At 74.7% G+C, this 27000-nt stretch carries 25 protein-coding genes and 1 riboswitch; of the genes, 19 read left to right on the top strand and 6 right to left on the bottom strand.

The window, feature by feature from the left end:
• Positions 1-23: 23 nt before the first annotated feature.
• Positions 24-899, bottom strand: a complete 876-nt coding sequence (locus CLV37_RS22805; protein ID WP_170127450.1) for a LysR family transcriptional regulator — start codon at positions 897-899, stop codon at positions 24-26.
• Between the two features lie 78 nt (positions 900-977).
• Here CLV37_RS22805 and CLV37_RS22800 point away from each other — a divergent pair, with 78 nt between their 5' ends.
• Genes CLV37_RS22800 through CLV37_RS22785 form a run of 4 tightly spaced genes read left to right on the top strand, consistent with a single transcriptional unit; the run spans position 978 to position 4963 of the window.
• Positions 978-2165, top strand: coding sequence for a thiolase family protein (locus CLV37_RS22800; protein WP_106214809.1), 1188 nt, complete (start codon positions 978-980; stop codon positions 2163-2165).
• Positions 2162-2839 (top strand): 3-oxoacid CoA-transferase subunit A, encoded by a 678-nt coding sequence (locus tag CLV37_RS22795; protein WP_106214807.1) that lies wholly within the window; start codon positions 2162-2164, stop codon positions 2837-2839. Before CLV37_RS22800 ends, CLV37_RS22795 begins: the two co-directional genes overlap by 4 nt.
• Positions 2836-3489, top strand: a complete 654-nt coding sequence (locus tag CLV37_RS22790; protein WP_106214805.1) for a 3-oxoacid CoA-transferase subunit B — start codon at positions 2836-2838, stop codon at positions 3487-3489. Before CLV37_RS22795 ends, CLV37_RS22790 begins: the two co-directional genes overlap by 4 nt.
• 19 nt (positions 3490-3508) lie before the next feature.
• A complete protein-coding gene (locus CLV37_RS22785; RefSeq protein WP_106214803.1) occupies positions 3509-4963 on the top strand; it encodes an aldehyde dehydrogenase family protein in 1455 nt (484 codons plus the stop codon).
• Here the strand turns inward: CLV37_RS22785 and CLV37_RS22780 are convergent.
• Positions 4951-5604 (bottom strand): TetR/AcrR family transcriptional regulator, encoded by a 654-nt coding sequence (locus tag CLV37_RS22780; RefSeq protein WP_245885700.1) that lies wholly within the window; start codon positions 5602-5604, stop codon positions 4951-4953. The genes CLV37_RS22785 and CLV37_RS22780 overlap by 13 nt on opposite strands.
• A gap of 94 nt (positions 5605-5698) precedes the next feature.
• Between CLV37_RS22780 and CLV37_RS22775 the strand changes: the two genes are divergently transcribed.
• The 3 genes from CLV37_RS22775 to CLV37_RS22765 are packed head-to-tail and all read left to right on the top strand — an operon-like array spanning position 5699 to position 9428.
• Entirely contained in the window at positions 5699-7084 is a 1386-nt protein-coding gene (locus CLV37_RS22775) for a flavin monoamine oxidase family protein (protein ID WP_281260554.1), read from the top strand.
• Positions 7081-7917: a universal stress protein gene (locus CLV37_RS22770; protein WP_170127449.1), complete on the top strand. Its 837-nt coding sequence runs from the start codon at positions 7081-7083 to the stop codon at positions 7915-7917. Before CLV37_RS22775 ends, CLV37_RS22770 begins: the two co-directional genes overlap by 4 nt.
• Positions 7918-7976: 59 nt before the next feature.
• On the top strand, positions 7977-9428 hold the full coding sequence (locus CLV37_RS22765; protein ID WP_106214883.1) for an amino acid permease: 1452 nt from the start codon (positions 7977-7979) through the stop codon (positions 9426-9428).
• A 67-nt stretch (positions 9429-9495) separates the two neighbouring features.
• Here CLV37_RS22765 and CLV37_RS22760 read toward each other — a convergent pair whose 3' ends face one another.
• Together CLV37_RS22760 and trxA are read right to left on the bottom strand one after the other, a co-directional pair.
• On the bottom strand, positions 9496-11676 hold the full coding sequence (locus tag CLV37_RS22760; protein ID WP_146149549.1) for an ATP-binding SpoIIE family protein phosphatase: 2181 nt from the start codon (positions 11674-11676) through the stop codon (positions 9496-9498).
• A gap of 117 nt (positions 11677-11793) precedes the next feature.
• Entirely contained in the window at positions 11794-12237 is a 444-nt protein-coding gene (gene trxA / locus CLV37_RS22755) for a thioredoxin (protein ID WP_106214792.1), read from the bottom strand.
• A gap of 50 nt (positions 12238-12287) precedes the next feature.
• Here trxA and CLV37_RS22750 point away from each other — a divergent pair, with 50 nt between their 5' ends.
• The 4 genes from CLV37_RS22750 to mgrA are packed head-to-tail and all read left to right on the top strand — an operon-like array spanning position 12288 to position 15792.
• Positions 12288-13007: an LmeA family phospholipid-binding protein gene (locus CLV37_RS22750; RefSeq protein WP_170127448.1), complete on the top strand. Its 720-nt coding sequence runs from the start codon at positions 12288-12290 to the stop codon at positions 13005-13007.
• A gap of 40 nt (positions 13008-13047) precedes the next feature.
• Positions 13048-14064: a nucleoside hydrolase gene (locus CLV37_RS22745; RefSeq protein ID WP_106214788.1), complete on the top strand. Its 1017-nt coding sequence runs from the start codon at positions 13048-13050 to the stop codon at positions 14062-14064.
• Between the two features lie 56 nt (positions 14065-14120).
• The gene (gene eda, locus CLV37_RS22740) at positions 14121-14738 is read left to right on the top strand and encodes a bifunctional 4-hydroxy-2-oxoglutarate aldolase/2-dehydro-3-deoxy-phosphogluconate aldolase (protein WP_106214786.1); all 618 of its coding nucleotides are present in this window, start codon (positions 14121-14123) and stop codon (positions 14736-14738) included.
• A gap of 19 nt (positions 14739-14757) precedes the next feature.
• Positions 14758-15792 carry an L-glyceraldehyde 3-phosphate reductase gene (gene mgrA / locus CLV37_RS22735; RefSeq protein ID WP_106214784.1) on the top strand — a complete coding sequence of 345 codons (1035 nt, stop codon included), beginning with the start codon at positions 14758-14760 and terminating at the stop codon, positions 15790-15792.
• 33 nt (positions 15793-15825) lie between these two features.
• Here the strand turns inward: mgrA and CLV37_RS22730 are convergent, their stop codons facing one another.
• Positions 15826-16281, bottom strand: a complete 456-nt coding sequence (locus tag CLV37_RS22730) for a DUF4383 domain-containing protein (protein ID WP_106214782.1) — start codon at positions 16279-16281, stop codon at positions 15826-15828.
• Between the two features lie 69 nt (positions 16282-16350).
• Positions 16351-16451, top strand: a riboswitch (TPP riboswitch).
• Between CLV37_RS22730 and thiM the strand changes: the two genes are divergently transcribed.
• The 8 genes from thiM (at position 16444) to CLV37_RS22690 (ending at position 25569) form a co-directional block, all read left to right on the top strand.
• Positions 16444-17247 carry a hydroxyethylthiazole kinase gene (gene thiM / locus CLV37_RS22725; protein WP_106214780.1) on the top strand — a complete coding sequence of 268 codons (804 nt, stop codon included), beginning with the start codon at positions 16444-16446 and terminating at the stop codon, positions 17245-17247. Its footprint overlaps the riboswitch before it by 8 nt.
• Positions 17244-17867, top strand: a complete 624-nt coding sequence (gene thiE / locus CLV37_RS22720) for a thiamine phosphate synthase (RefSeq protein ID WP_106214778.1) — start codon at positions 17244-17246, stop codon at positions 17865-17867. Before thiM ends, thiE begins: the two co-directional genes overlap by 4 nt.
• 115 nt (positions 17868-17982) lie before the next feature.
• On the top strand, positions 17983-18813 hold the full coding sequence (gene thiD, locus CLV37_RS22715) for a bifunctional hydroxymethylpyrimidine kinase/phosphomethylpyrimidine kinase (RefSeq protein ID WP_106214776.1): 831 nt from the start codon (positions 17983-17985) through the stop codon (positions 18811-18813).
• The gene (locus CLV37_RS22710) at positions 18810-19496 is read left to right on the top strand and encodes a TenA family protein (protein WP_106214775.1); all 687 of its coding nucleotides are present in this window, start codon (positions 18810-18812) and stop codon (positions 19494-19496) included. Before thiD ends, CLV37_RS22710 begins: the two co-directional genes overlap by 4 nt.
• Before the next feature lie 88 nt (positions 19497-19584).
• On the top strand, positions 19585-20799 hold the full coding sequence (locus CLV37_RS22705) for an acetate/propionate family kinase (RefSeq protein WP_106214773.1): 1215 nt from the start codon (positions 19585-19587) through the stop codon (positions 20797-20799).
• Between the two features lie 61 nt (positions 20800-20860).
• A complete protein-coding gene (pta, locus tag CLV37_RS22700; RefSeq protein WP_106214771.1) occupies positions 20861-22972 on the top strand; it encodes a phosphate acetyltransferase in 2112 nt (703 codons plus the stop codon).
• A gap of 199 nt (positions 22973-23171) precedes the next feature.
• Positions 23172-24905: a DEAD/DEAH box helicase gene (locus tag CLV37_RS22695; RefSeq protein ID WP_106214769.1), complete on the top strand. Its 1734-nt coding sequence runs from the start codon at positions 23172-23174 to the stop codon at positions 24903-24905.
• A 223-nt stretch (positions 24906-25128) separates the two neighbouring features.
• A complete protein-coding gene (locus CLV37_RS22690) occupies positions 25129-25569 on the top strand; it encodes an OsmC family peroxiredoxin (protein ID WP_106214767.1) in 441 nt (146 codons plus the stop codon).
• A 3-nt stretch (positions 25570-25572) separates the two neighbouring features.
• On the opposite strand, the gene CLV37_RS22685 is transcribed toward CLV37_RS22690, so the two are convergent.
• Complete coding sequence (locus tag CLV37_RS22685; RefSeq protein ID WP_170127447.1) at positions 25573-26931, bottom strand: serine hydrolase domain-containing protein; 1359 nt, start codon at positions 26929-26931, stop codon at positions 25573-25575.
• Positions 26932-27000: the final 69 nt, after the last annotated feature.

Genomic DNA, 27000 nt, shown 5'->3' with positions numbered 1-27000 from the left:
GGGACCGCGGAGTCAACGTGCCGTCACCCGGCCGCCCCCCACGCGGCGAGGAAGCGCGCGACGGGCGGGTGGTCGCGGTCCTCGCGCCAGGACGCGACGAGGTCGAGCCCGGTGCGGGCGTCGGCGAAGGGCCGGTGCTCGACCTCGGCGGGGCCGACGTGCGCGCTGGAGGCCGGGACGACGGCGCAGCCCAGTCCCGCCGCGACCAGCGCGACCATCGTCTGCACCATCCACAGGTCGTCCTGCACGACCCGCACGTGGACCCCCGCCAGCAGGGCCGACGTGCGCTCGCGCAGGCCGTCATCGCCGTGCCGGGCCGGCAGCACGAGCGGTTCGCGCTCCAGGTCGGCGACCGCCACCGCGGGTTGCGCGGCGAACCGGTGCCCGGGCGGGACGGCCAGCACGAGGGGCTCGGTGGCCAGGACGCGGGAGGCCAGGGCCGGGCCGTCGACCACGGTGTAGAGGAGCACGACGTCGAGGTCGTCGAGGTCGAGGCGGCGCAGCAGCTCCGGGGGGCGGCCCTCGACGAGGGAGACCTCCAGACCGGGCAGGTCCACGCGCAGGCGGCGCAGGACCGCCGGCAGCCGCCCCGCCGTGGCCGAGGGCACCAGCCCGAGCCGCAGCCGCCCGACGCTGCCGTCGCGGGCCCGCTGCGCCGTCGTCGCGAGCCGGTCGTAGGCGGCCAGGATCCGGCGGGCCTCCGGCAGCAGCGCCCGGCCCGCGGGGCTCAGCTCCGGGGTGCGGCCCGTGCGGTCGAACAGCTCGGCCCCCAGCTCGCGCTCCAGGGCCCGCACCTGCGTCGACAGCGGCGGCTGGGCCGTGTGCAGGGTGCGCGCGGCGGCCGAGAACGATCGCTGCTCGGCGACGGCGACGAAGTACTCCAAGCGGCGCAGGGTCACCCGTCCATACTCGGGAAGTACCGAAGTCCTTCGCAACCGGTGTTGGACGTATGGGCCCGGTCTGAGCACAGTGGACCCGTGCCCACCCCCTCTGCCTCGGCCTACGTCTACGACGCCGTGCGGACCCCGTTCGGCAAGTTCGGCGGCTCCCTCGCCGAGACCCGCCCCGACGACCTCGCCGCGGCCGTGGTCCGCGCCGTGCTGGACCGTTCCCCGGACCTCGACCCCGCCGCCGTCGACGAGGTCGTCCTCGGCCTGGCCAACGGCGCGGGGGAGGACAACCGCAACGTCGCCCGGATGGCCGTCCTGCTCGCCGGGATGCCGACCTCCGTCCCAGGCAGCACCGTCAACCGCCTCTGCGGGTCCGGGCTGGACGCCCTGTTCGCCGGCTCGCGCGCCGTCGAGACCGGGGACGCCGACGTCGTGCTCGTCGGCGGCGTCGAGTCCATGTCCCGCGCGCCCTGGGTGCTGCCCAAACCCTCCCGCGCCTTCCCCGCCGGGGACGTCACCGCCGTGTCCACCACCCTGGGCTGGCGGCTCGTCAACCCCCGGATGCCGAAGGAGTGGACCGTCAGCCTCGGCGGCGCCAACGAGCTCCTGCAGCAGAGGTTCGGCATCTCCCGCGAACGCCAGGACGAGTTCGCCGTCCGCTCCCACCGCCTCGCCGCTGCGGCCTGGGCCGACGGTTTCTACGACGACCTCGTGGTGCCCGTCGGTGACGTCACCCGCGACGAGGGGATCCGCGCCGACTCCACCATCGAGCGCCTCGCCGGCCTGAAACCCGCCTTCGACGGCACCATCACCGCGGGCAACGCCTCCCCGCTGTCCGACGGCGCCTCCGCCGTCCTGGTCGGCTCGGCGGACGCGCCGGTCGGGCGCGAACCCCTGGCCCGCATCGCCGGCCGCGGGACGTTCGCGCTGGACCCCCAGGACTTCGGGTTCGCCCCCGTCGAGGCCGCGAACCGGGCCCTGGCCCGCGCCGGCGTCGGCTGGGACCAGGTCGGCGCCGTCGAGCTCAACGAGGCCTTCGCCGTCCAGTCCCTGGCCTGCGTCGACGCCTGGGGGATCGACCCCGCGATCGTCAACACCCGCGGCGGCGCGATCGCCCTCGGGCACCCGCTCGGCGCCTCCGGCGGCCGGATCCTGGGAACCCTCGTCGCGCGGCTGCGCGCCGAAGGCGTCCGCTGGGGCGTCGCCGCCATCTGCATCGGCGTCGGGCAGGCGCTCGCCGTCGTCCTGGAGAACACGATGGAGGAGAGCCGGTGAGCCGCACGCAGTTCCCCGTCGACGCCGACGCCGCGGTCGCCGACGTCGCCGACGGGTCCACCGTCCTCGTGGGAGGTTTCGGGGCCGCGGGGCAGCCCGTGGAACTCATCGACGCGCTGCTGCGCCAGGGCGCGAAGGACCTGACCGTCGTCAGCAACAACGCCGGCAACGGCGACCTCGGGCTGGCCGCGCTGCTGGGGGCCGGCCGGGTCCGCAAGATCGTCTGCTCGTTCCCGCGGCAGAGCGACTCGTGGGTCTTCGACGAGCTGTACCGCGCCGGGCGCATCGAGCTCGAACTCGTCCCGCAGGGCAACCTCGCGGAACGGCTGCGGGCGGCCGGGGCCGGGATCGGGGCGTTCTACTGCCCGACCGCGGTCGGGACCCCGCTGGCCGAGGGCAAGGAGACGCGGGTCATCGACGGCCGTGAGCACCTGCTGGAGTTCCCGATCCACGGTGACGTGGCGCTCGTGAAGGCGCACGTGGCCGACGGCGTCGGGAACCTCGTCTACCGCAAGACCGCCCGCAACTTCGGGCCCGTCATGGCCGCCGCCGCGCGGACCACGATCGTGCAGGTGTCCGAGGTCGTGGCGACCGGCGGGCTGGACCCGGAGAACGTGGTGACACCGGCGATCTACGTCGACCGGGTGGTCAAGATCGAGGGAGGGGCGGCGTGAGCGTGGAGCACCTGGACCGGGGGCCGCTGACCAAGGACGAACTCGCCGCCCGGGTGGCGCGGGACATCCCGGACGGCGCCTACGTCAACCTCGGGATCGGGCGCCCCACGCTCGTCGCGGACCACCTCTCCCCGGAGTCGGGGGTCGTCCTGCACACCGAGAACGGCATGCTCGGGATGGGCCGGGCCGCGGTGGGCGACGAGGTCGACCCCGATCTCGTCAACGCGGGCAAGGTCCCCGTCGTCGAGACGCCGGGCGCCTCCTACTTCCACCACGCCGACAGCTTCGCCATGATGCGCGGCGGCCACCTGGACGTGTGCGTGCTGGGGGCCTACCAGGTCGCGGTGAACGGGGACCTGGCGAACTGGCACACCGGGGCGCCCGACGCGATCCCCGCCGTGGGCGGGGCGATGGACCTGGCCACGGGGGCGCGGGCCGTGTACGTCGTCATGCCGTTGCGCGGACGCGACGGGACCCCCAAGCTCGTCCCGCGCTGCACGTACCCGCTGACGGGTGTGGGCTGCGTCTCGCGCGTCTACAGCGAGGAGGCCGTGGTCTCGCTGCGCGGGGGCGAGGTGGTCGTGGAGGAGACCTGGGGGACCAGCGTCGCCGAGCTCCGTGATCTGCTGGTGGGACTGACGATCGTGTGACGAGAGGACTGAGGGGACGATGACGTTCTTCGAGCCGGGCACCTGGGACGGCGCCTTCTACTCCGGCGGCTGGCGGACGGGCGGGCCGAGCGCGCCCGCCGTCGAACCCGCGACGGGCGCCGAACTGGGCCGCTTCGGGGTGGCGACGCCGCAGGACGTCACCGCCGCCACCGAACGGGCCGTCCGTGCGCAGCGGGACTGGGCGCAGGTCCCCGCCCAGGAGAAGGCGGCGCTGCTGCGGCGCGCCGGGGACCTGGTCGTCGAGCACGCCGGGGTCCTGCAGGACTGGCTGGTCCGCGAGGCGGGGTCGGGGCAGGGCAAGGCCGCGTTCGAGGCCGGGCTCGTCGCCGAGGAGTTCCACTTCGCGGCCGGGACCGCGCAGGTCCCGTACGGTCAGCTGCTGCGCAGTTCGCGGCCCCGGCTGAGCCTGGCCGAACGGGTCCCCGTCGGGGTCGTCGGGGTCATCTCGCCGTTCAACTTCCCGGGGATCCTCGCGGCCCGCTCCATCGCCCCCGCGCTGGCGCTGGGCAACGCCGTCGTCCTCAAACCGGACCCCCGCACGGCCGTCGCCGGCGGGTTGTTCCTCGCGGCGGTGCTGGCCGAGGCGGGGCTGCCCGACGGGTTGTTCCACGTGCTGCCGGGTGGGGCCGACGTCGGCACGGCGCTGGTCGAGGAACCCGCCGTGCGGGTCATCTCGTTCACGGGGTCGACGCAGGCGGGGCGGGCCGTCGGCGCGGCCGCCGGTCGGCTCCTCAAGCGCGCCCACCTCGAACTCGGCGGGAACAACGCCCTCGTGGTCCTCGACGACGTGGACGTCGAGGCGGCGGCGTCGGCCGGGGCGTGGGGTTCCTTCCTGCACCAGGGGCAGATCTGCATGACCACCGGGCGGCACCTGGTGCACGAGCGGATCCACGACGAGTACGTGGAACGGCTGGCGGCCAAGGCGTCCGCGCTGCCCGCGGGGGACCCGACGACGGGGACCCCGCTCGGTCCGATCATCGACGCCGGGCAGCTGGCGAAGGTGGACTCCATCGTGCAGGACACCGTGGCGGCGGGTGCGCGGCTGGCGGCCGGGGGGACCCACGAGGGGTTGTTCTACGCGCCGACGGTGCTCGACGCGGTGCGCCCGGACCACCGCGCGTTCGCCGAGGAGGTGTTCGGGCCGGTGGCCCCCGTCGTGTCGTTCTCCTCCCTCGACGACCTCGTCGAGATCGTCGGTTCCTCCGAGTACGGGCTGTCGCTGGGGATCCTGGCGAAGGACGCCTTCGCGGCCTACGAGCTGAGTTCGCGCATCCCCAGCGGCATCGTGCACATCAACGACCAGACGGTCGACGACGAGTCGACGGCGCCGTTCGGCGGGGTCGGGGCGTCGGGGACCGGGGCCCGGTTCGGGGGCCACGAGGGGAACGTGGAGGCGTTCACCGAGACCCGGTGGGTGACGGTGCAGAGCAGGATCGCCCGCTACCCCTTCTGAACCAGGAGGGTCCGCAACCCCGTCAGCAGCGCCTCGAGCCCGAGGTCGAACGCCGCCCGCGCCGTGTCCCCTCCCGGCCGGGCGGCGTTCGCCGTCCGGACCGTCGGGGCGTCCAGTTCCCCCGGGTCGAAGATGTCCGCGGGGGCCTGGGTGTCCAGGGCCGAGCCCAGGACGAACGACTCGACCGCCACGACGACGTTCGTCACCAGGTGCGCGGGCCAGCCGCCGGCGAGCAGTCCCGCGCTGACGCGCTCGTACATCGCCACGGTGTGCGGCGAGCTGCCGACGGGGGTGACGGCCATGATCGGAACGAGGGCGGGGTGGCGCGCGTAGGCGTCGCGGTAGGAGAGCGCCCAGCGGGCCAGGGCCGCGTCCCACGCCAGCTCCTCGAAGCCGTCGCAGTCGATACCGCGGTTGACGTCGTCCTGCACGGCCCGCAGCACGTCCTGCTTGGTCGCGACGTGGTTGTACAGGGCGCTGGGCGCCACACCCAGGCGCCGGGCGAGCGCCGCCATGGTCAGCCCGTCCTGGCCGCGCTCCTCCAGCAGTCGCACGGCCTCGGCGGTGATGCCGTCGGCGGTGAGCACGGGACGGGTGGGGCGGCCGCGTCCCCGGCGGGTCGGCGGGGGCGTCGCGGGCATGCGGGTCATCTTCGCGCACAGCCTTGACAGGGGCGTCCCGCAGGTCATTAATGAAGCCCGATCACTTTCTCGCCGATCGAACCATGGAGGTCCCGTGAGCCCCACCGAAGTCACCGCAGACGTCAGTGCCGACCTGCGAGCCGATGTGGTGGTCGTCGGCGCCGGTCCCGCCGGCCTCAACGCCGCCCGGCACCTCACCCGCGCGGGCCGCGACGTCGTCGTCCTCGAGGCCCGCGACCGCGTCGGGGGCCGCACCCACACCGAGGAGCACGACGGCGTGACCCTCGAGATCGGCGGCCAGTGGGTCTCCCCGGACCAGACCGAGCTCCTGGGCCTGCTCGACGAGATCGGCCTGCAGACCTACCCCCGCTACCGCGAGGGCGGCTCCGTCTTCATCGGTGCCGACGGGGTCCGCACGCAGTACGAGGGCACGACGTTCCCCGTCGCGGACTCCACCGCCAAGGAGATCACCCGCCTGACCGAGCTCATGGACGACCTCGCGGCGTCCGTGGGGGCGAGCGAACCCTGGGCCCACCCGCGCGCCCGCGAACTCGACACGATCTCCTTCCAGGACTGGCTGCGCCGCCAGTCCGACGACGAGGAGGCCGTCACCGCCGTCGCGCTGTTCATCGCCGGCGCCATGCTGACCAAACCCGCGCACGCGTTCTCCACGCTGCAGGCCGTGCTCATGGCCGCCTCGGCGGGGTCGTTCACGAACCTGACCGACGAGTGCTTCATCCTCGACCGCCGCGTCGTCGGCGGGATGCAGTCCGTCTCGCAGCACCTGGCCGCCGAGCTCGGCGACCGCGTCCACCTCGCCACGCCCGTGCGGACCATCCGCCAGGACGAGGACGGCGTCGTCGTGGAGTCCGACCGGGTCACCGTGCGCGCCCAGCGCGTCGTCGTCGCCGTGCCGCCGCCGCTGTTCTCCCGCATCAGCTACGACCCGCCGCTGCCGCGCCGCCAGCACCAGATGCACCAGCACCTGTCCATGGGTCTGGTCATCAAGGTGCATGCCACGTACGCGACGCCGTTCTGGCGCGAGGCAGGGCTGTCCGGGACCTGCTTCGGCACCTCCACCCTCGTGCAGGAGGTGTACGACAACACGATCCACGGCGACGACCGGGGAACCCTCGTCGCGTTCGTCTCCGACGAGAAGGCCGACGCGGTGTTCGCCCTGCCCGAGGCCGAGCGGCGCGCGGCGATCCTGGCCTCCATCGCGCAGTTCCTCGGGGATCAGGCCCTCGAACCCGTCGCCTACTACGAGTCGGACTGGGGCAGCGAGGAGTGGACCCGCGGCGCGTACGCCGCGAGCTTCGACCTCGGCGGCCTCGCCCGCTACGGCGCCGACCAGCGCACCCCCGTCGGGCGCATCCACTGGGCCTGCTCCGACCTGGCCGCCGAGGGCTACCAGCACGTCGACGGCGCCCTGCGCTCCGGGCGTGCCGCCGCGGCCGACGTCGCAGAGCTCCTCGCGTGAGTCCGGTGGACCGGACGCTCGCGTACCCGCGGCGGTACGTCGTCGCCTACGACGGCGGGCGCGAGACGCTGCGCTGGGCCGGGGTCCTGGCCCGCTCCCTGGAGGTCGGGCTCGACGTCGTGGTCGTCGTCCGCAGCGACGACCCCTTCGGCAGCCACTACCCGCCGTTCAGCGACGTCGTCACCGAACAGGCCCAGGGCTGGGCCCGCGAGGCCCTGGCCGAGTTCGGGCCCGACGTCGACGTGCGCACCGAGGTCCGCACCGCCGGTTCCGTGCCCGAGGGGCTGCTCGAGGCCGCGGCGGACGCGACCGCGATCGTCGTCGGCACGACCGGGGGAGTGCTCGGCGTCGGGACCGTGGCGCGCACCCTCCTGCACGCCTCGCCCGTCCCGGTGCTGCTGGTCCCGCGCCGCGAACCACCCGGGCGCGTCGACCACCTCTACGTCGCGGTCGGCACCCGTCCGGGGGCTTCCGCGGTGCTGGCCGAGGCGTGCGAAGCCGCTGAGCGGACCGGGTTGCCGCTGCACGTCGTGAGTCTCGTCGAGGTGGACGAGGACTCCGGGGCCGACCCGGAACTGGTGGCCAGGATGAACGCGGCGGTCGAGGAGGTCCGGGGACGCACCGGACCGGGGAACGTGAGCACGGAAGTGGGGCGAGGACGCACCATGGCGGAAGCAGTGAGTTCCATCGACTGGGCCCCCGGCGGTCTGCTGATCGTCGGGTCCTCCCGGCTGGCCCAGGGCCGGCAGACGTTCCTCGGCCCCACGGCCGCGCGGATCCTGCGGCACGTCCCCGTCCCCGTCGTCGTGGTCCCCCGCGGCGGTGCCTCGTGAGCGCCGCACCGGAGGAGGCGACCCGCGAGGCCAAGGGCCTCGGCGGCGGACGCGTCGGGATGCTCGGGGCCGTCGTCATCGGCGTCTCGACCATCGCCCCCGCCTACACCCTGACCGGTGCCCTCGGCCCGACGGCCTCCGTCGTCGGCGACCACCTGCCCGCCATCTTCCTCGTCGGGTTCATCCCCATGCTGCTCGTGGCCCTCGGCTACCGGGCGCTGAACTCCGCGATGCCCGACGCCGGGACGACCTTCACGTGGGGCTCGCGGGCGTTCGGTCCCTGGATCGGGTGGATGGGCGGGTGGGGGCTGCTCGCCGCGACCGTCCTCGTGCTGTCCAACCTCGCCGGCATCGCCGTCGACTTCTTCTACCTGATGCTCGCCCAGATCACCGGCAGGGACTCCCTGGCCGACCTCGCCGCGAACGTCCCCGTGAACATCGCGACCTGCCTGGTGTTCATGGCCCTGGCCTGCTGGATCTCCTACCGGGGGCTGGAGGCGACGAAGGTGTTCCAGTACGTCCTCGTCGCGTTCCAGCTCGTCGTCCTCGTGTGGTTCGCCGTCGCCGCGTTCGTGCGCGTCGCCGACGGTTCCGCGCCCGGCGGCCTGAGCGTCCAGGCGGGCTGGTTCAACCCGCTCGGCGTCGGCTCGTTCTCCGCGTTCGCCGCCGGGGTCTCCCTGTCGGTGTTCATCTACTGGGGCTGGGACGTCGTCCTGACGATGAACGAGGAGACCCAGGGCGCGCGCACCACCCCCGGCCGCGCCGCGGTGTCCACCATCGCCGTCATCGTCGTGCTCTACCTGACGATCGCCCTGGCGGTCCTGTCGTTCTCCGGCACCGGGTCCGAGGGGCTGGGGCTGGGCAACGAGGACATCCAGGAGAACATCTTCGCCGCCCTCGCCGGGCCCGTCATGGGACCCGTCGCGGTCCTCATGTCCGTCGCGGTGCTCGCCTCCTCGGCGGCCTCGCTGCAGTCGACGTTCATCTCCCCGGCCCGCACGATGCTCGCCATGGGCCACTACGGCGCCCTGCCGAAGAAGTACGCCCACGTCAGCCGGCGCTTCCAGTCGCCCGGGTACGCCACCGTCGTCTCGGCCGTCATCGCCTCGGTGTTCTACGCCGTCATGCGCGTGGTGTCCGTGAACGTCTTGTCCGACACCATCACCGCGCTGGGGATGATGGTCTGCTTCTACTACGGCGTCACGGCCCTGGCGTGCGTCTGGTACTTCCGGGGGTCGTGGGCCGGCAGCGTGAAGGCGTTCGCCTCGACCTGCCTGGCGCCGCTGGTCGGCGGGATCCTGCTGCTGGTGTTCTTCGTGCAGACCGCCGTCGACTCCACCGACCCCTCCTACGGGTCGGGTTCGCAGGTCGGGGGCGTCGGGCTGGTGTTCCTGCTCGGCGTCGGCGTCCTGGCCCTGGGGGTCGTCGTGATGCTCGTGCAGTTCGCCCGCCGGCCCGGGTTCTTCCGCGGTCAGACGATCTCCGTGGGGCGCAGCACGACCGACGTGTGAGGGGGTGGATCGTCGGCCCCTCGCCCCCGTTCAACGGAAACGAGGGGCCGACGACCCGGCCCCGCACTCACCCCGAAGCGTCGAGGGTGAACCACACCACCTTGCCGATCGGTGCCTCCTCGACGCCCCAGCGCGTCGCGGCCACCTCCAGCAGCGAGATCCCGCGACCCGACAGCGCCTCGTCGTCGTGGGTCTGCAGGACGGGGACCCGGTCGTTGTCGTCGGCGACCTCCACGTGCACCGACCGCGGGCCCGCGACGACCTTCAGCCGCGCGTCGCTGCGGCCGTGGACGATCGCGTTCGTCACCAGTTCGCTCGTCAGCAGGACCACGGTCTCGGTGGTGTCGTCGTCGACGCCGTTGTGGTTGCAGCAGCGGTTCGTCAGGCGGCGCGCGTCGCGCACCGACCGCGGGTCGGCGGGCAGCACGACGTCCACCGCGGCGTCGGGGGACGACGCTCCCACCGGGGCGGCGGCCTCCACGTGCACCACGAGCAGCGCGGTGTCGTCCTCGCCGCCGGAGGCGCGCATCGTCGTCAGCAACGAGTCCGCCCACCCCTGCGCGGTCAGGACGTCGCGCGCCTGCAGGGTCGCGCGGACCCCGGCGACGCCGTCGTCGATGTCCAGCCCGCGGCGCTCGACGAGCCCGTCGGTGTACAGCACGAGCACGTCCCCGGGCTCGAGCGCGACGACGTGCTCGTGGCGCGGCGAGGTCGCGTCCACCCCGAGCATCAGGTCGTCGCACGTGTCGAGCACCTCCACCCGCCCACCGGTGTGGCGCAGCAGCGGGGGCAGGTGACCGGCGTTGGTCCAGCGCAGCCGGCGCGCGCCGATCCCGGGCAGCGGCGGGTCCACGACCGCCAGGACGGCCGTCGCCAGCGCTCCCAGCTCCAGCCCGGCCATCGCCTGGTCCAGCCGGGTCAGCAGCGTCGCCGGGCGGTCGTCGCCGTCGAAGGCGATGCCGCGCACCATGTTCCGGACCTGACCCATGGCGGCCGCGGCCACCTGGTCGTGGCCGACGACGTCGCCGACGACGAGGACGGTGCCCCCCGAGCGGGTCGCGAACGCGTCGAACCAGTCACCGCCGACCTCCGCGCCGCGCGTCGCCGGCTGGTAGCGCATGGCCAGGCGCAGGCCCTCGCGGACCGGGGGCCGGGTCAGCAGGCTGCGCTGCAGCGTCTCCGACAACCGGCGCACGACGCGCACCTCCTCGGCCGCCGACCGTTCGCCGACGATGCGCTCCAGCGCCTGCGCGCACTGCGCCGCGCAGCCGTCGAGGAGCTCGAGGTCCTCCGCCGTGAACGCGTGGTCCCGGCTCCAGCCCGCCGACAGCCCCCCGATGACCCGCCCCTCCACGGTCAGCGGCAGCGCGGCCCACGCCCGCCGGCCGTTCGCGGCCCGCAGCGAGGCCAGCAGCGGGTGGTGGGCGTCGACCGCGGCGGCGTCCGGCAGCAGCACGCGCTCACCCGTGCGCGCGCTCACGCACACCGGCAGGGGGGAGTCGGGGGGCAGGTCGTGCCGTTGCAGGTCGCCCCCCGCAGCGCCGTCGACGCCGAGGCTCACCACCCGCCAGCCGGTCCCACCCGGTACGGCGATCCGGGCCGCGTCGGCCCCGATGGAGGCCAGGGCGTGACCGGCGACGGCGCGGACCACGTCGTCCACCGTCCGCGCCGAGGCCAGCCGCAGCGCCGTCTCGGCCAGCGCGGACAGCCGGCGCGCCGCCTCCGCCCGGGCGGCCTGCGCGACCCGCCCGGCCTCCAGCCGCGCGAGCAGCCGCGCGCCGAGGGCGGGGTCGGTCTCGTGCGGGAGCCCGCGCTCGTGGTCCAGGACGTAGGCGCTGACGTCCTCGGCGTGGAAGAGCAGGAACTCCACGGCCCCGGCGTCGTCCAGCAGCGGCGAGCAGGCCAGCGACCACCACCGCTCCAGCGGCCGGCCCTGCGCGGTGGGGGCGACGTCGTAGCGCAGCAGCGGCACGGACTCCGGCTGCCCCGAGCCCAGCACGCGGTCGAACAGCTCCCGCAACGGGTTGCGGCCGTCGACCAGCGTCGCGGGGAACGTCGGGTAGACCTCGAACCCGTCGCGGCCCAGCACCTCGTGCCGTTCGCGGCCGGTCAGGCGCAGGAACTCGGCGTTGACGTCGACGACGGTGAAGGCCGGGTCCAGCAGCGTGTACGCCGTCGGCAGGGCACGGAACACCGCGGCCATGTCGACGGGGCGCGCTCCGTCGCCCCGGTCCCTGACGTCGCCCACCACCGCTCCCGTCGTCGCGGTTCATCGAACCACCCCCGGCAGGCCGTGTCTGCCCCCACGCACGGGAGCCCCCGTCCGGTGCGGACGGGGGCTCCCGTGAGGGGTGGGGTCAGGGGGTCAGAACGCGGCCGGGTCGGTGCCCGCCCGGACGCCCTCGCGGGCCGGGACGCCCTGCTGCTGGGCCTGCTGGCGGGCCTGCTCGGCGGCCAGCGCCTGCGCGTACTGCTCCTTGACCTGCTCCATGTCCAGGGCGCGGACCTGGCCGATGAGGTCCTCCAGCGCCGGACCCGGCAGCGCCCCGGGCTGACCGAAGACGGGGATGCCGTCGCGGTAGGCCACGAGCGTGGGGATCGAGGTGATCCCGTAGCGGGCGGCGAGGGCCTGCTGGTCCTCGGTGTCGACCTTGGTGAAGGTGATGTCCTCGTGCTTCTCCGACGCCTGCTCGAAGACCGGCGCGAACTGCTTGCACGGACCGCACCAGTCGGCCCAGAAGTCGATGAGGACGATGCCGTCCTTCACGGTCTCGTCGTGCGTCTCCAGGGTCAGTGCCTGAGTGGTCATGCCGGACCCAACCACGACGGGCGCCCAGACCTTCCCGTAGCGTCGCGATCGTGCGCGCGCGTCTGGTCAGGACCCTGGTGACGGTCGTGGCGCTCGCGGTCATCGCGGTGGCCGCCGACCTCGGCGCACGGTCGTGGGCCACCGGCCGCGTCGCGCAGCAGCTGCGGCAGACGTACGGGCTGGACGCCGACCCGCGCGTCAGCGTCGGCGGGGGCTCGTTCCTGTGGCAGGCGGCGCGGGGCCGGTTCGACGACGTGACCGTGACGGTCGACGACTACGCCACCGGCTCCCTGACCCTGCAGGACGTGCGGGTGCGGCTGCCCGAGGTCGACGTCCCCCGGTCGGTGCTGACGGGCGGGACGGGGACGGTGGACCTGTCGGGCGGGACGCTGCGGGCGCAGGTCCCGTTCGCTGCGCTGGCGCGCCAGGCGTCGGTGGGACCGCTCGACGTGGAGCTGACTCGCGCCGGGGACGCCGTGCGCGCCTCGACGAGCGTGCGCGTCTTCGGCCTCGGGGTGGACCTCGCCGTCACGGGGCGTCCCGTCCTCGACGGTGCGGACGTGCGGCTCGAACCGGTCAGCGCGCAGCTGGCGGGGGCCTCGGTCCCGCTGGGGCGGGCCGAGCAGCTCCTGCGGGCCGCCGGGTACGACGGACTGGTGTTCCCGCTCACGGGGGTCCCCGCCCAGGTGCGGCTGGAGGACCTGCAGGTCGTGGACTCCGGGGTCGTGGTGTCGGGGACCGTCCTGCCCAGCGCCGTGGACGTCCGCTGAGCCCCACCACCCCCACACCCACCACCCCAGGAGGAACCGCGTGAGCACCGAGCCGACCCGCCCCCGCACGAGCGTCGTCGTCGACACCGACACCGGCATCGACGACGCCCTGGCCCTGCTCTGGCTGGCGGGCCGTGAGGACGTCGAGATCGCCGCGGTCACGGCCGTCTACGGCAACTGCACGGTCGAGGACGCGACGCGCAACGTGGGCGCGACCCTCGCCGTGGCGGGGCTGAGCATCGGCGAGGGCGGCATCCCCGTCTCGGTCGGCGCGGCGGGCCCCATCGACGGGCGCCCCGCCCACTTCGCCGCGTACGTCCACGGGCACGACGGCCTCGGCGACCTCGGCGGGGACCGCCCCGAGGTCCCCGTCGAGCCGCGCACCGCCGCCGAGCAGCTCGTCCACCTCGCGGCGAGCGAACCGGGCCAGCACCACCTGCTCGTCCTGGGGCCGATGACCAACGTGGCCGCCGCGATCGAGCTCGACCCCGACCTGCTGACGAAGTTCGCCTCCACCGTCGTCATGGGCGGCTCGGGCCCGTTCCCGCCGCTGGGGGTCGCGCAGATCGTGGACGCGAACATCGCCAACGACGCCGCCGCGGCCCGGATCGTCTTCGCCGCGCCGCGCACCCTCCTGGTCACCGTCGGCGTGAACGTCGGCGCGGGCGCCATCGTCGACGAGGCGGCCGTGGAGCGCCTGCACGCCAGCCCCACCGCGGTCGGCCGGTTCAGCGCGCAGCTGCTGGAGTCGTACATGGACTTCTACCAGCAGGTCTGGGGCCGGCGGGTCTCCCCGGCCTGGGACGGCCTGGCGGCCGCGCTGCTCGTCGTGCCCGGCTGGATCACCCGCTCCGAGGACGGGCCGGTGGGTCTGGTCCCGGACGGTGAGCGCTGGCGCGCGCACCTGCTGCGCACCGCGGAGGGCGGTCCCGTGCCGTTCGAACCGGCGACGCGGCCCGGGCAGCCCGCCCCCGACACCCGGGTCGTGCTCGAGGTGGACGTCGAGGCGTTCCTCGCCGACTTCCTGGGGGTGCTCGCGGGGGACGGGCGGGCCTGAGCGGACCCGGGGGTAGGTTGGCCCCGTCCTGGCCGAGGTTCGAGGAGGAACGGTCCGTGGTCCCCAGCGTGCTCGACGTGTCACCCGTCATCCCCGTCGTGGTGCTCGAGGACGCCGCGGACGCCGTCCCGCTGGCGCGGGCGCTGCTGGCCGGGGGGATCGGGATCGTCGAACTCACGCTGCGCACGGCCTCGGCCCTGGACGCGGTGCGGGCCGTGGCGACGGAGGTCCCGGAGATCCTGCTGGGCGTCGGGACGGTCGTCTCGGCCGAGGACGTGGCCCGGGCCGTCGACGCGGGCGCGCAGTTCCTCGTCAGCCCCGGCACGACGCGCTCGATCGTCGAGGCGGCCCGCGACCGCGACGTCCCGCTGCTGCCGGGGGTGGCCACGGTCTCGGAGGCGCTGGCGGCGCTGGAGCTGGGCCTGCACGAGCTGAAGTTCTTCCCCGCCGAGCAGGCCGGCGGCGCCGCGTTCCTCGGGGCGCTGCGCTCGCCGTTGCCGCAGCTGCGGTTCTGCCCGACGGGGGGAGTGACGCCGGCCAACGCCCCGCAGTACCTGGCCCTGCCGAACGTGGGCTGCGTCGGCGGCAGCTGGATCACCGCGCCCGACGTCCTGGCCGACCACGACTTCGGCCGGGTCGAGGAACTGGCCCGCGCGGCGGTCGCGCTGCGCTGAGCGTGGCAGGATCGGTGCCGTGACCTACACCGCAGACGCTGGACGGTACGAGTCCATGCCCTTCCGCCGTTGCGGCCGCAGCGGCGTCGAACTGCCCGCGCTCTCGCTGGGTTTCTGGCACAACTTCGGCGACGACAAGCCGTTCCAGACCCAGCGCGACACCGCCCGCCGCGCGTTCGACCTGGGGATCACCCACTTCGACCTCGCCAACAACTACGGCCCGCCCTACGGCAGCGCCGAGACGAACTTCGGCCGGCTGTTCCGCGAGGACTTCAAGCCCTACCGCGACGAGCTCGTCATCTCCTCCAAGGCCGGCTGGGACATGTGGCCCGGGCCGTACGGGGACCGCGGTTCGCGCAAGTACCTCACCGCCTCCCTCGACCAGTCCCTGCAGCGCATGGGGTTGGAGTACGTCGACATCTTCTACCACCACCGCCCGGACCCGGACACCCCGCTCGAGGAGACGATGGGCGCACTGGACGCCATCGTCCGCTCGGGCAAGGCGCTGTACGTCGGGATCTCCTCCTACGGCCCCGAACGCACGCTGCAGGCCTCCCGGATCCTGCGCGACCTGGGCACGCCGCTGCTGATCCACCAGCCCTCGTACTCGATGTTCAACCGCTGGATCGAGTCGGGGTTGCTGGACGTCCTGGAGGCCGAGGGGGTGGGCTGCATCCCGTTCACGGCGCTCGCGCAGGGGCTGCTGACCGACCGCTACCTGAACGGCATCCCGCAGGACTCCCGTGCGGCGCAGGGCAAGTCGCTCGACCCGTCGATCCTGAACGAGGAGACCCTGCGCCGCATCCGCGGTCTGCAGGAGATCGCCTCGGGCCGCGGTCAGACGCTCGCGCAGCTCGCGCTGGCCTGGACGCTGCGGGACCGGCGCGTGACCACCACGCTCATCGGGGCGAGTTCGGTGCGCCAGGTCGAGGACAACGTCGCGGCCGTGGCGAACCTGGAGTTCACGGCGGAGGAACTGACCGCCATCGAGGAGTTCGCGGTGGACTCCGGCGTCGACCTGTGGGCCGGGGTCCGCACCGGCGGCGAGAACTGACCTGACCTGCGCTGGTCCCCGGGATCCCGGGGATCAGCGCAGTTCGGCCGTCGACTCCCGGCGCCCGGCGCGGACCGGGACGAGCACGACGACGAGCGCGAAGACGGCCAGGACGCCGTGCAGGGTCGTGACCGGCCAGGCGAGGTTGAGCGCGGTGTCGCCCGACCCCCGGCTCGCCAGCCCCCAGGCGAAGAGCGCGCCGAGCACGACGAACAGCAGGACGCCGTACCCGCGCGCCCGCCGGGCCCCCGTGCGGGCCAGCACCCCCAGCACGCCCAGCACGACGTGGACGGCGCTGGAGGCGGGGTTCACCGAGAAGCCGATGACCTGCTGCTCCTGCGTGCCGCCGGTCCAGTCGGAGAACCCGGACACCGCGAACCCCGCGATCCCCAGGAGCAGCAGCACCAGGCCGAGCAGCAGCGACAGGTGCTGCCCCGCCGTGGTGCGCGGGTGGACCGGCTCGACCGATCCCGCGAAGTTCTGGCTCATGGTGGGCCGCTACCCGCTGGGCGCCGGCGCAAACGGTGTCGGGGACGGGTGCGGCGCGGGTGTACTGTCGGCCGCGACACGGGGTGCTGCGTGCGGATCGCGCAGCTGAGATCAGACCCGGAGAACCTGATTCAGGTAATGCTGACGAAGGGATGTCACGGCATGGCAGCCGTCACTGCAGTCGACGTCGCGCGGGCGCGGTCCGCGGTCGCCGAACAGGCACCGCTCGTGCAGTGCCTCACCAACTCCGTCGTCCAGACCATCACCGCGAACGCCCTGCTCGCCGCGGGAGCCGCCCCGGCGATGGTCGACAACGTCCACGAGGCCGCGGCGTTCGCCGCGATCGCCTCCGGGGTCCTGGTGAACGTGGGAACCCTCGACGACGCCAAGGCGCAGGCCATGGCGGCCGCGGCCGCCTCGGCGCGCGAGCACGGGACCGCCTGGGTCCTGGACCCCGTCGCGGTCGGCGGCCTGGAGTTCCGCACCCGCGTCGCCCGCGAACTGCTCGAGCACGCCCCGACCGTGGTGCGCGGCAACGCCTCCGAGGTCCTCGGGCTCGCCGGGGCAGGATCCGGCGGGCGCGGGGTCGACACCACCGACGGGGTGGACGACGCGCTCGAGGCGGCCCGGGAACTGTCCGCGCGCACCGGCGGCGTCGTCGCGGTCTCCGGCGTCGTCGACGTCCTGGTCCACGCCGGGCGGACGGTCCGGGTCCCCGGCGGCCACGTGCTGCTGACCCGCACGACCGGCGCGGGGTGCTCCCTCGGCGCGCTCGTCGCGGCCTACGCGGGGGCCGAACCCGACCCGCTGGTCGCCGCGACCGCGGCCCACCTGCACGTCGCGCTCGCCGCCGAGCGCGCCGCGGCCCGGACCGACGGGCCGGGGTCGTTCGCCATCGCCTGGATCGACGAGCTGTCCGCCGTCGACGCCGGGGCGCTGGGCGAGGCCGCTGGGCGGCTCGCGTGAGCTTCGCGCCCTCGCTGTACCTCGTCACCGACACCGCCCAGTGCGGCGACCGGGGGGTCCCGGCCGTCGTGCGGGCCGCGGTGGCCGGTGGTGTCGACGCCGTGCAGGTCCGCGCCAAGCACGGCTCGGACCGCGACCGCCTCGCCCTCGTCGTCGCCGTGCGGGACGTGCTGGCCGGCACCGGGGTCCCGCTGCTCGTGAACGACGCCGTCGACGTCGCGCTGATCGCGGGGGTCGACGGCGTGCACCTCGGGCAGTCCGACCTGCCGGCCGAGGACGTGCGCCGGATCGCCCCCGACCTGCTGATCGGGCTGTCCGTCTCCGGCGTCGAGCAGGCCCGCCGGGTCGACCCCGCCGTCGTCGACCACCTCGGCGTCGGGCCCGTGCGGGACACCGCGACGAAACCCGACGCGGCCGCCGCGCTCGGCGCCGACGGGGTCCGCGCGGTCGTGGCGGCCTCGCCCGTGCCCTGTGTGGCGATCGGGGGGATCCACCCCGACAACCTCGACTCCCTGCGCGACACCGGGATCACGGGGTTCTGCGTCGTGTCGGAGATCTGCGGCGCGGCCGACCCGGAACGGGCCGCTCGTGAGCTCCTCGCGTCGTGGCGACGCGCGTGAGCGACGAACGGCGCGACGGCGTCCGGACCGAGCGAACGCGCCGACGGAGTCGTTGCGCGGTCGCGAGGGAGGGCGCCGTCACCGGCGCCGTGACGGAGCGGACCGGAGGCACAGCGTGAGCGACAGCCGCGTCGCCCTCACGATCGCGGGCAGCGACTCCGGCGGGGGAGCGGGGATCCAGGCCGACCTGAAGACGTTCGCCGCGCACGGGGTGTTCGGGACGAGCGTCCTGACGGCGCTGACCGCGCAGAACACCCGCGGCGTGCGCGGCGTCCACGTCGTGCCGGCGGGTTTCGTCGGCGAGCAGCTCGACGCCGTCCTCGACGACATCGCGGTGCACGCCACGAAGATCGGGATGCTCGCCGACGCGGACGTCGTCGCGGTCGTGACCGCCGCCGTGCGCGGGCGCGACCTGGGGCCGGTCGTCCTGGACCCGGTGATGGTCGCCACCAGCGGGGACCGGCTGCTCGACCCGGCCGCCGTGCACGCCCTGCGCACCGACCTGCTCCCGCTGGCCGACCTCGTGACGCCCAACGTCCCCGAGGCCGCCGTCCTGCTGGACACCGACCCCGCGACCGACCTCGACGGCTGCGTGGCCCAGGCGCGGGAACTGCTGCGCCGCAGCGGGACCGCCGTCCTGCTCAAGGGCGGTCACCTCAGTGCCCACTCCGCGGGCGCCGAGAGCGTCGACGTGCTCGCGACGGCGACGGGCGAGGTGCTCGTGCGCCGGCCGAGGGTCGCCACGACCGCGACCCACGGGACGGGCTGCACGCTGTCGTCCGCGCTCGCGGCGCAGGCCGCGCTGCACCCCGGCTCCGGGTGGCAGACGCTCGTCGACCTCGCCCGCGACTACCTCCAGGCCGCCCTCCTCGCCGGTGCGCGGCTGCGCGTCGGCTCCGGCCACGGCCCCCTCGACCACGCCTTCGCCCTGCGGGAGAACCGGTGACCCCCTCCACGACCCCGTCCCCGACCTCGTTCACCGACGCCACCTGGGAACGCACCGCCGACCTGCGCGCCGCCGTCGAGCGCTCGGAGTTCCTCGCCGAGCTCGGCGCGGGGACCCTGGACCCGGCCGCGTTCCGCTACTACCTCGAGCAGGACGCGATCTACCTCGTCGGGTACGCCCGCGCGCTGTCGCTGCTCGCGGCCCGCGCCCCCGACGCCGCGAGCGCCGGGTTCTGGGCGTCCTGCGCGCACGGTGCCGCGGTCGTGGAGTCCTCGCTGCACGCCGACCTGCTCGACGGCGGGCTGCTGCCGCCGGCGACGGGGACGCCCGTCGCCTCGCCCACGACGCTCGGGTACGTCTCGTACCTCGTCGCGACCGCGGCCTGCGCGTCCTACGCCGTCGCCGCGGCGGCCGTGCTGCCGTGCTTCTGGGTCTACGCCGACGCGGGCCGCCGGCTGGCGGCCGTGGCCGACCTCGTCCCCGGGCACCCGTACGCGCGGTGGATCGCGGCGTACGACGCCCCGGAGTTCCACGCCTCCGTCGAGCAGGCCCGCCGCTGCGTGGACGCCGCCGCGACGCCGGAGCTCACCGAGGCCATGCACGCGGCGTTCGCCGTCGCGACCCGGTACGAGTGGCTGTTCTGGGAGACCGCGCACCGCCGGGAGCGCTGGCCCACGCCCTGAGCCGGGACGCCGCCCGGCCGCCCCCACCGGCCCGTGAGAGTGTCGTCGCAGGTCCCGCGCGGGCGGGACGCGTCGGGAGGAGCGGTCCGTGTCCAGCAGCGGTTCGGTCGTGGTCGTCAACTGCGGCAGTTCGTCCGTCAAGCTCGCCCTCGTCGACCCGGTGACGGGGCAGCGGGCGCTGTCCTGCCTCGGCGAGCGCATCGGCAGCCCCGACGCCGTCGTGCACATGACCACCGCCGAGGGGACGCGCACCATCACCCCCGCGGCCAGCACCCACCGCGGGGCGCTCGCCCACGTCCTGCAACGCCTGCTGGACCTCGACCTGCCGCCGCTGCTCGGCGTGGGGCACCGCGTCGTGCAGGGCGGGGCGGTGTTCCACGGCTCCGTCCGCATCGACGACCGCGTCCTGGGGCAGATCCACGACCTGTCCGCGCTCGCACCGCTGCACAACCCCGCCAACGCCTCCGGCATCGAAGCCGCCCGCGCCGTCCTGCCCGACCTCGAGCACGTCGCCGTCTTCGACACCGCCTTCCACCAGACGATGCCGGAGACGAACTACCGCTACGCGGTCCCCGCGCGCTGGTACGAGGAGTTCGGCGTCCGCCGCTACGGCATGCACGGCACCAGCCACCGGTTCGTCAGCCAGCGGGCCGCCGAGATCCTGCGCGCCGCGGACGGCCGCGACCCCCGCGAGCTCAAGCTCGTCGTGGCCCACCTCGGCAACGGCTGCAGCGCGACGGCCGTGCTCGGCGGCCGCTCGGTCGACACCACCATGGGCCTGACCCCGCTGGAGGGGCTCGTCATGGGCACCCGCTCCGGGGACCTCGACCCGGCCGTCGTCGAGCTCGTCGCTGACCGCACGGGGGAGCCGGTCACCGAGATCGTCCGGCAGCTGAACTCCTCCTCGGGGCTGCTGGCGCTGTCCGGGTTGTCCAACGACGTCCGCACGCTGTCCGCCAAGGCCGCCGAGGGGCACGCCGGGGCCCGGCTCGCCCTCGACGTGTTCGTGCACCGCGCCGCCAAGCACGTCGCCGCCCTGACCGTCTCCCTCGGCGGGCTCGACGCGCTCGTGCTCACCGGGGGGATCGGGGAGAACGCCAAGAACGTCCGCTCGATGCTGCTGGCCCGGTTGCGCCACCTCGGGCTCGTCGAGGACCCCGCGGCCAACGACGAGCACGGCCGGTCCTCGACCCCGGCCGGGCGCATCACCGTGCCCGGGTCCGGTCCGCTGGCGATGGTCGTGCCGACCGACGAGGAACTGCTCATCGCGCGCGACACCGTCGCGCTCGTCGAGCGGACCTGAGCCCGCCCCGGCCGCCGGGGGCGCGCGTGCCGCGCCCGGGCGGGTGGGGGAGGCTGGGCCCATGGCCCGAGTGCTGCTCGTCGTCCCCACCGGCCACGGTGCCGGTCTCACCTCGACCTGCCTCGGGCTGGTCCGCGCCCTCGACGCGCGGGGGGTGGCCGTCGGGTTCCACAAACCGCTCGCCCAGCCGTCGCGGATGACCGAGCCGGACCGCTCCGTCGCCCTCGTGCGGCTCACGACGGCCCTGGACCCCGCCGAACCCATCGCGGCTGCCCGCGTCGTCGAACGCCTCTCCCGCGGCGAGGTCGACGACCTCATGGAGGAGGTCGTCGCGGCCGCCGAGAAGGTCCTCGCCGCGCACGACGTCGTCGTCGTCGAGGGGCTGGCCCCCTCGGCGGACCAGGTGTTCTCCGGCCGGGTCAACCAGGCGCTCGCGACCGCCCTGGACGCCGACGTCCTGCTCGTCGGGTCCGCCGGGCTGCTCGGTGCCGAACCCGGTGCGCCCGAACGCATCGCCGAGGACATGGCCGTCACCGCCGGCACCTACCGGACGGGGGAGGCGCTGCGGGTCATCGGCGGCGTCGTGTCCCGCTGGCCCGTCCCGGACGACCCCGAGACGGCCGTCAGCCGGGTCTCGGCCCTGCGCGGGGCCCTGGAGCACCACGACATCCCGCTCGTCGGGGTCGTCCCCTACCGCGGGGAGCTGACCTGGCCGCGGGTGCGCGACCTCGTGCACGACCTCGGCCCCGCGCTGGACATGGAGGTCCTCACGCACGGCGACCAGAGCCGGCGCATCAAGGAGGTCGTCGTCGCCGCCCAGGCCGTGCCCGGCATGCTGCCGCTGCTGCGCGAGGGCCGGCTCATCCTCGTGCCCGGCGACCGGCACGACGTCGTCATGGCCGCCTGCCTGGCCGCCCTCAACGGCTCCCGGCTGGCCGGTCTGCTGCTCACCGCCGGCGTCGGGATGGACCCGCGCGTCGCCGAGCTCACCGCGGCGGCCGCCGCGACGGGTCTGCCGATCCTGCGCTCGGACCGCAGCACCTACGCGACCGCGACGGCCGTCAACCGCCTCGACCCCGAAGTCCCCGCCGACGACGCCGAACGCGCCCTGGCCCTGACCACCACGGTCGCCGACGCCCTCGACCCCGGCTGGCTGGCGGGGCTGCCCACCGCCGCCCACACGCCGCGCCTGTCGCCGGCCGCGTTCCGGCGCCGCCTCACGACGCTGGCCGCCGAGCGCGTCCAGCGGATCGTCCTGCCCGAGGGCACCGAACCGCGCACCGTGCAGGCCGCGGCGATCTGCGCCCAGCGCGGCATCGCCCGGCCCGTCCTGCTCGCCCACCCCGACGAGGTCGCCGCCGTCGCCGCCGGGCTCGGGATCGTGCTGCCCGACGGGGTCGAGGTGCTGGACCCGGCGTCCCTGGTGGACCGCTACGTCGACGTCCTCGTCGAGGCCCGCAAGCACAAGGGCATGCAGCCCGACGTGGCCCGCGACTCCCTGGCCGACCCCATCTGGCTGGGCACGACGATGCTGCAGGCCGGCGACGTCGACGGGCTCGTCGCCGGGGCCGTGCACACCACTGCGGCCACGGTCCGCCCTGCGCTGCAGGTCATCCGGACCCGGCCCGGCGCCCGGCTCGTGTCCAGCGTGTTCTTCATGTGCCTGCCCGACGACGTCGTGATCTACGGCGACTGCGCCGTGAACCCCGACCCCGGCGCCGAGGACCTCGCCGACATCGCCCTGCAGTCCGCCGCGTCCGCGCGGGCCTTCGGGATCGAACCGCGGGTGGCGATGATCAGCTTCTCCACCGGGTCGTCGGGGGCCGGGTCCAGCGTCGACAAGGTCGCCGAGGCGACGCGCATCGCCCGCGAGCGCGAACCGGACCTGATCATCGACGGGCCGCTGCAGTACGACGCCGCCGCCGTCGCCTCCGTCGCGGCGTCGAAGGCGCCCGACTCGCCAGTCGCCGGCCGCGCCACGGTGTTCGTCTTCCCCGACCTCAACACCGGGAACACCACCTACAAGGCGGTGCAGCGCAACGCGGGAGTGATCTCCGTGGGGCCGATGCTGCAGGGGCTGGCCAAACCCGTGAACGACCTGTCGCGCGGGGCGCTGGTGGACGACATCGTCTACACGATCGCGCTCACCGCGATCCAGGCCTCGCGCGGCTGAGCCTCCCCCGATCACGGGAGGGAAGAGGCCGGGACGCGGTGCTGTTACCCTTGAGGTGACGGCCACATGCCGTCCACTCAGCGGGCGAGCCGCCCGCGAGGTCGCTTGAGTCTCATCCCTCAGCATCGATGCGCCTGTCTGGGCGTTCTGGGGGCGGACCGCCGTGCGGCCGACAGCCCCACGTGGAGTTCCTTACCCCATGCCCCAGTACGAAGACCGTTCGTACCGTTCCTCCCGCCCCCGCAACGACGAGGGCGGTTACCAGCGCCGCGAGTCCCGCGGCTACACCGACCGCTACGAGCGGTCCGACCGCGGTGAGCGGTCCTACGACCGCGACGACCGTCCCCGCTCCGGCGGCTCCGGCGGCGGCAGCTTCAACCGCGACGACCGTCCCCGTTCGGGCGGCTACGGCAACCGCGACAGTGGTTCCTCCTACGGCAACCGCAGCGGCGGCTACCAGGGCCGCAGCTCCGGCGGCCAGGGCGGCTACCGCGGCCGCAGCCAGCGCAGCGGCCCGCCGCGCAGCCCGCGTTCCTTCGCGCCCTCGGCCACCGAGCAGGCGCTGCTCGCGGCCGAGTCCCTCGAGGTCGCCGAGGCCACGTTCGCCGAGCTGGGCCTGCCCGAGGAGCTCGTCGCGGCGCTCGAGCGTCGCGGGATGACCGCGCCGTTCGCCATCCAGCAGCGCGTGCTGCCCGACGGCATCGCCGGGCGCGACATCCTCGGCCGCGCCCGCACCGGCTCAGGCAAGACCCTCGGCTTCGGCCTGCCCATGCTGGCCCGCCTGGCCCAGCAGAAGCGCGCCCGCATCACCGGCGCCCCGCGCGGTCTGGTCCTCGTGCCGACCCGCGAGCTGGCCATGCAGGTCGCCGACGCGCTGCGTCCCCTGGGCGACTCGATCGACCTGCGCATGTCCGTCGTCGTCGGCGGTGTCCCGTACGGCCGTCAGATCGCCGCCCTCCAGCGCGGCATCGACGTCCTCATCGCGACCCCCGGCCGCCTGGTGGACCTCATCGAGCGCGACGCCGTCTCGCTCGCCGAGGTCGACGTGGCCGTCCTCGACGAGGCCGACCACATGGCCGACCTGGGCTTCCTGCCCAACGTCCGCGCCATCCTGGAGGGCACCAAGCCCGGCGGGCAGCGGATGTTCTTCTCCGCCACCCTCGACCGCGGTGTCGAGGCCCTCGTGACGGACTTCCTCACCGACCCGGCCTTCCACGCCGTGCCGGCCGACCCCGAGGACGTCGGGCACATGGAGCACCGCGTGTTCGCCGTGCGCCCGCACGACAAGCTCTCGATCCTCACCGAGATCAGCCAGCGCCCCGCGCGCAGCATCTTCTTCGTGCGGACCAAGCTCGGCGCCCAGCGCCTGGCCGACCAGCTGCGCGAGGCCGGTGCCCCGGCCGAGGCCATCCACGGCGACCTGCGCCAGTCGCAGCGCTCGAAGGCCATCGACGCGTTCTCGCGCGGTGAGACCCGTGTCCTCGTCGCCACCGACGTCGCCGCCCGCGGCATCCACGTCGACGACGTCGACCTCGTCGTGCACGTCGACCCGCCGAACGACCACAAGGACTACCTGCACCGCTCCGGGCGCACCGCGCGCGCCGGCGCCAAGGGCACCGTCCTCGCGATCGCGCTGCCGGACCAGGTCCGCCGCTACGGCTGGCTGCACCGCGACGCGAACGTCTCCGCCAACGACGTCGAGCACGTCCTGGCCGGCGACGAGAACGTCCGCGCCGTGGCCGAGTCCGGTGAGCCGGTCGTGGTCAAGGAGCGCAAGCCCGAGGCCCGCGAGGGTCGCCCGGCGCGTCGCGGCGGCCCGCGTCGCGACGGCGGTTTCCGCGGCGGCCCGCGTCGCGACGGCGGTTTCCGCGGTCCGCGCCGTGACGGCGGCGAGTCCCGCGGCCCGCGCCGCGAGAGCGCACCCCGGGACTGACCTGAACGGCACGACCTGACGGACCCGGGCGCGAGGCACACCTCGCGCCCGGGTCCGTCGGCGTTTCGGGGCCCGAGGCACACCTTGCGCTCCGGTCCGCCGGCGTTCAGGGCGCGAGGTGTGCCTCGAGCCGTGTGGGCACGGCAGCGGGGTCGCGAGTTGTGCTTCGCGCCGCAGTGGTGAGGATGGGAGACGCCAGACGTCACCCACCCGTGGAGGAAGCATGCCCACCCGCACCGCACGCACCGCCTGGAACGGCACCCTCGAGCAGGGGTCCGGCCAGGTCGAGCTGTCCAGCTCCAAGGTCGGGACCTACGACGTCTCCTTCCCCAAGCGCGCCGCCGAGGACGCGGGCGGCACCACGAGCCCCGAGGAGCTCATCGCCGCCGCGCACTCCTCCTGCTACGCCATGCAGTTCTCCGCGCTGCTCGCCGAGGCCGGCGGCACCCCGGAGAGCCTCGAGGTCGTCGCCGACGTGTCCCTCGGGCCGGACCCGGCCGGCGGGTTCAAGCTCACCGGCATCACCCTGAAGGTGACCGGTGAGGTCGGCGGCATCGACAACGACACCTTCGTCAAGACCGCCCAGGCGGCCAAGGAGACCTGCCCGGTCTCCAAGGCGCTCACCGGGGTCGAGATCTCCCTCGAGGCCTCGCTCGACGCCTGAGCCTCACGGCGCGTAGCGGTCCAGCGGCACCGTCGTGGCGCCGCTGGACCCGCGCAGCGTCGGGGTCCCGTCGGCGCGTGCGCCCAGCAGCCACGTCTCGGCGTGGTCGCCGTACCCGCTGTCGTCGCTGACGCGCAGCGTCCGGGCGTCGACGACGTCGAGGACCTTGGGCGAGCGCGCCGGGTCGTCGGTGTCGGGGCCGAACGCCAGCAGCCGCCCCCCCGCCCGCACGACGTCGGTCAGGCCCCACAGGTCGGCCCAGCGACCGCAGAACGCGTCGAGGTCCACCGCAGGGACCTGGGCCGACCAGTGCTCCGCGAACAGGTCGACGAGCTTGACGACCCCCAGGGCGAACTCGTTCGCGGGTCCGTCGACGCAGTTCGTCAGGACGCTCACGGCCAGGCCCGCCCGCGGGTCCAGCACGCTGCGGGTGATGTGGCCGGGGAACCCGCCGCCGTGCCCCACGAGTTCGCGGCCACCGACCTCGTCGCGGCCGAACCCCAGGCCGTAGGCCCCCGCACCGGGGCCCGTGCGCCACTCCGCGCGCTGCGCCAGCCGCCGGGAGTGCTCCGACAGCGGCCCCTCCCGGCCGTCGGCGTGGGAGGTGAACCACGCCGTGAGGTCCTCGGCCGTGGAGCAGAACCCCGTCGCGGCCGCCATGGCCCCGGTCGCGGGGTGCGGCAGGGGCCGGCGCGGGCCGAGGGCCAGCGCCGAGTAGCCCGTGGCCAGGTCCCCGGCCGCCGGCAGGTCGGGGGTGGTGCGCGACAACCCCCAGGGGGCCAGCAGTTCACTCAGGTGGGCCGCGTAGGACGTCCCCGTGACCGCCTCGACGACCAGCCCCAGCAGCGAGTACCCGATGTTGGAGTACTTGAACCGCGAGGACCGCGGCACCAGGGAACCCCCGGCCCGCACCGCGGTCCGCAGGCCCGCGACGTCGAGGAACTCCTCGTCGAGCTGCCAGAAGTCGCCCGCGGTCCCGTCCCGCGTGACGCCCGCGGCGTGGCCGAGCAGTTCGCGCAGGCTCGCCCGGCCCAGTTCGCCGTCCTCGTCCGCGACCCACGGCAGGTGCGCGCCCAGCTCGTCGTCCAGGCGCAACCGCCCCTGCTCGGCCAGGCGCAGGACCGCGGTGGCGGTGAAGGTCTTGGAGTGCGACGCGACCCGGAAGACGTGCTGGGGGGTGAGCGCGACGCCGCGTTCCAGGTCGGCGGACCCGTGGGCGCTGGAGTGCAGGAGCTCACCGTCCAGGCGCACCGCCAGCTGGACGCCGGGGACCTGCAGCCGTTCGCGGCGCAGGGCGATCCAGCGGGCGGCGGCGTCGGCGGCGGTGGCGACGATCTCGGCGTTCAGCGCGGGGGCGGGCACCGGGCCACCGTAGGGCGAGGGGACCACCCGGGCCACGAGGATTCCGCACCGGTTGACTCCCCGGCCACC

It is taken from the genome of Kineococcus rhizosphaerae (genome assembly GCF_003002055.1).
GTDB classification, from domain to species: Bacteria; Actinomycetota; Actinomycetes; order Actinomycetales; family Kineococcaceae; genus Kineococcus; species Kineococcus rhizosphaerae.
Note: the sequence above shows the minus strand (reverse complement) of the source record. Positions and strands in the feature narration are given on the sequence as shown.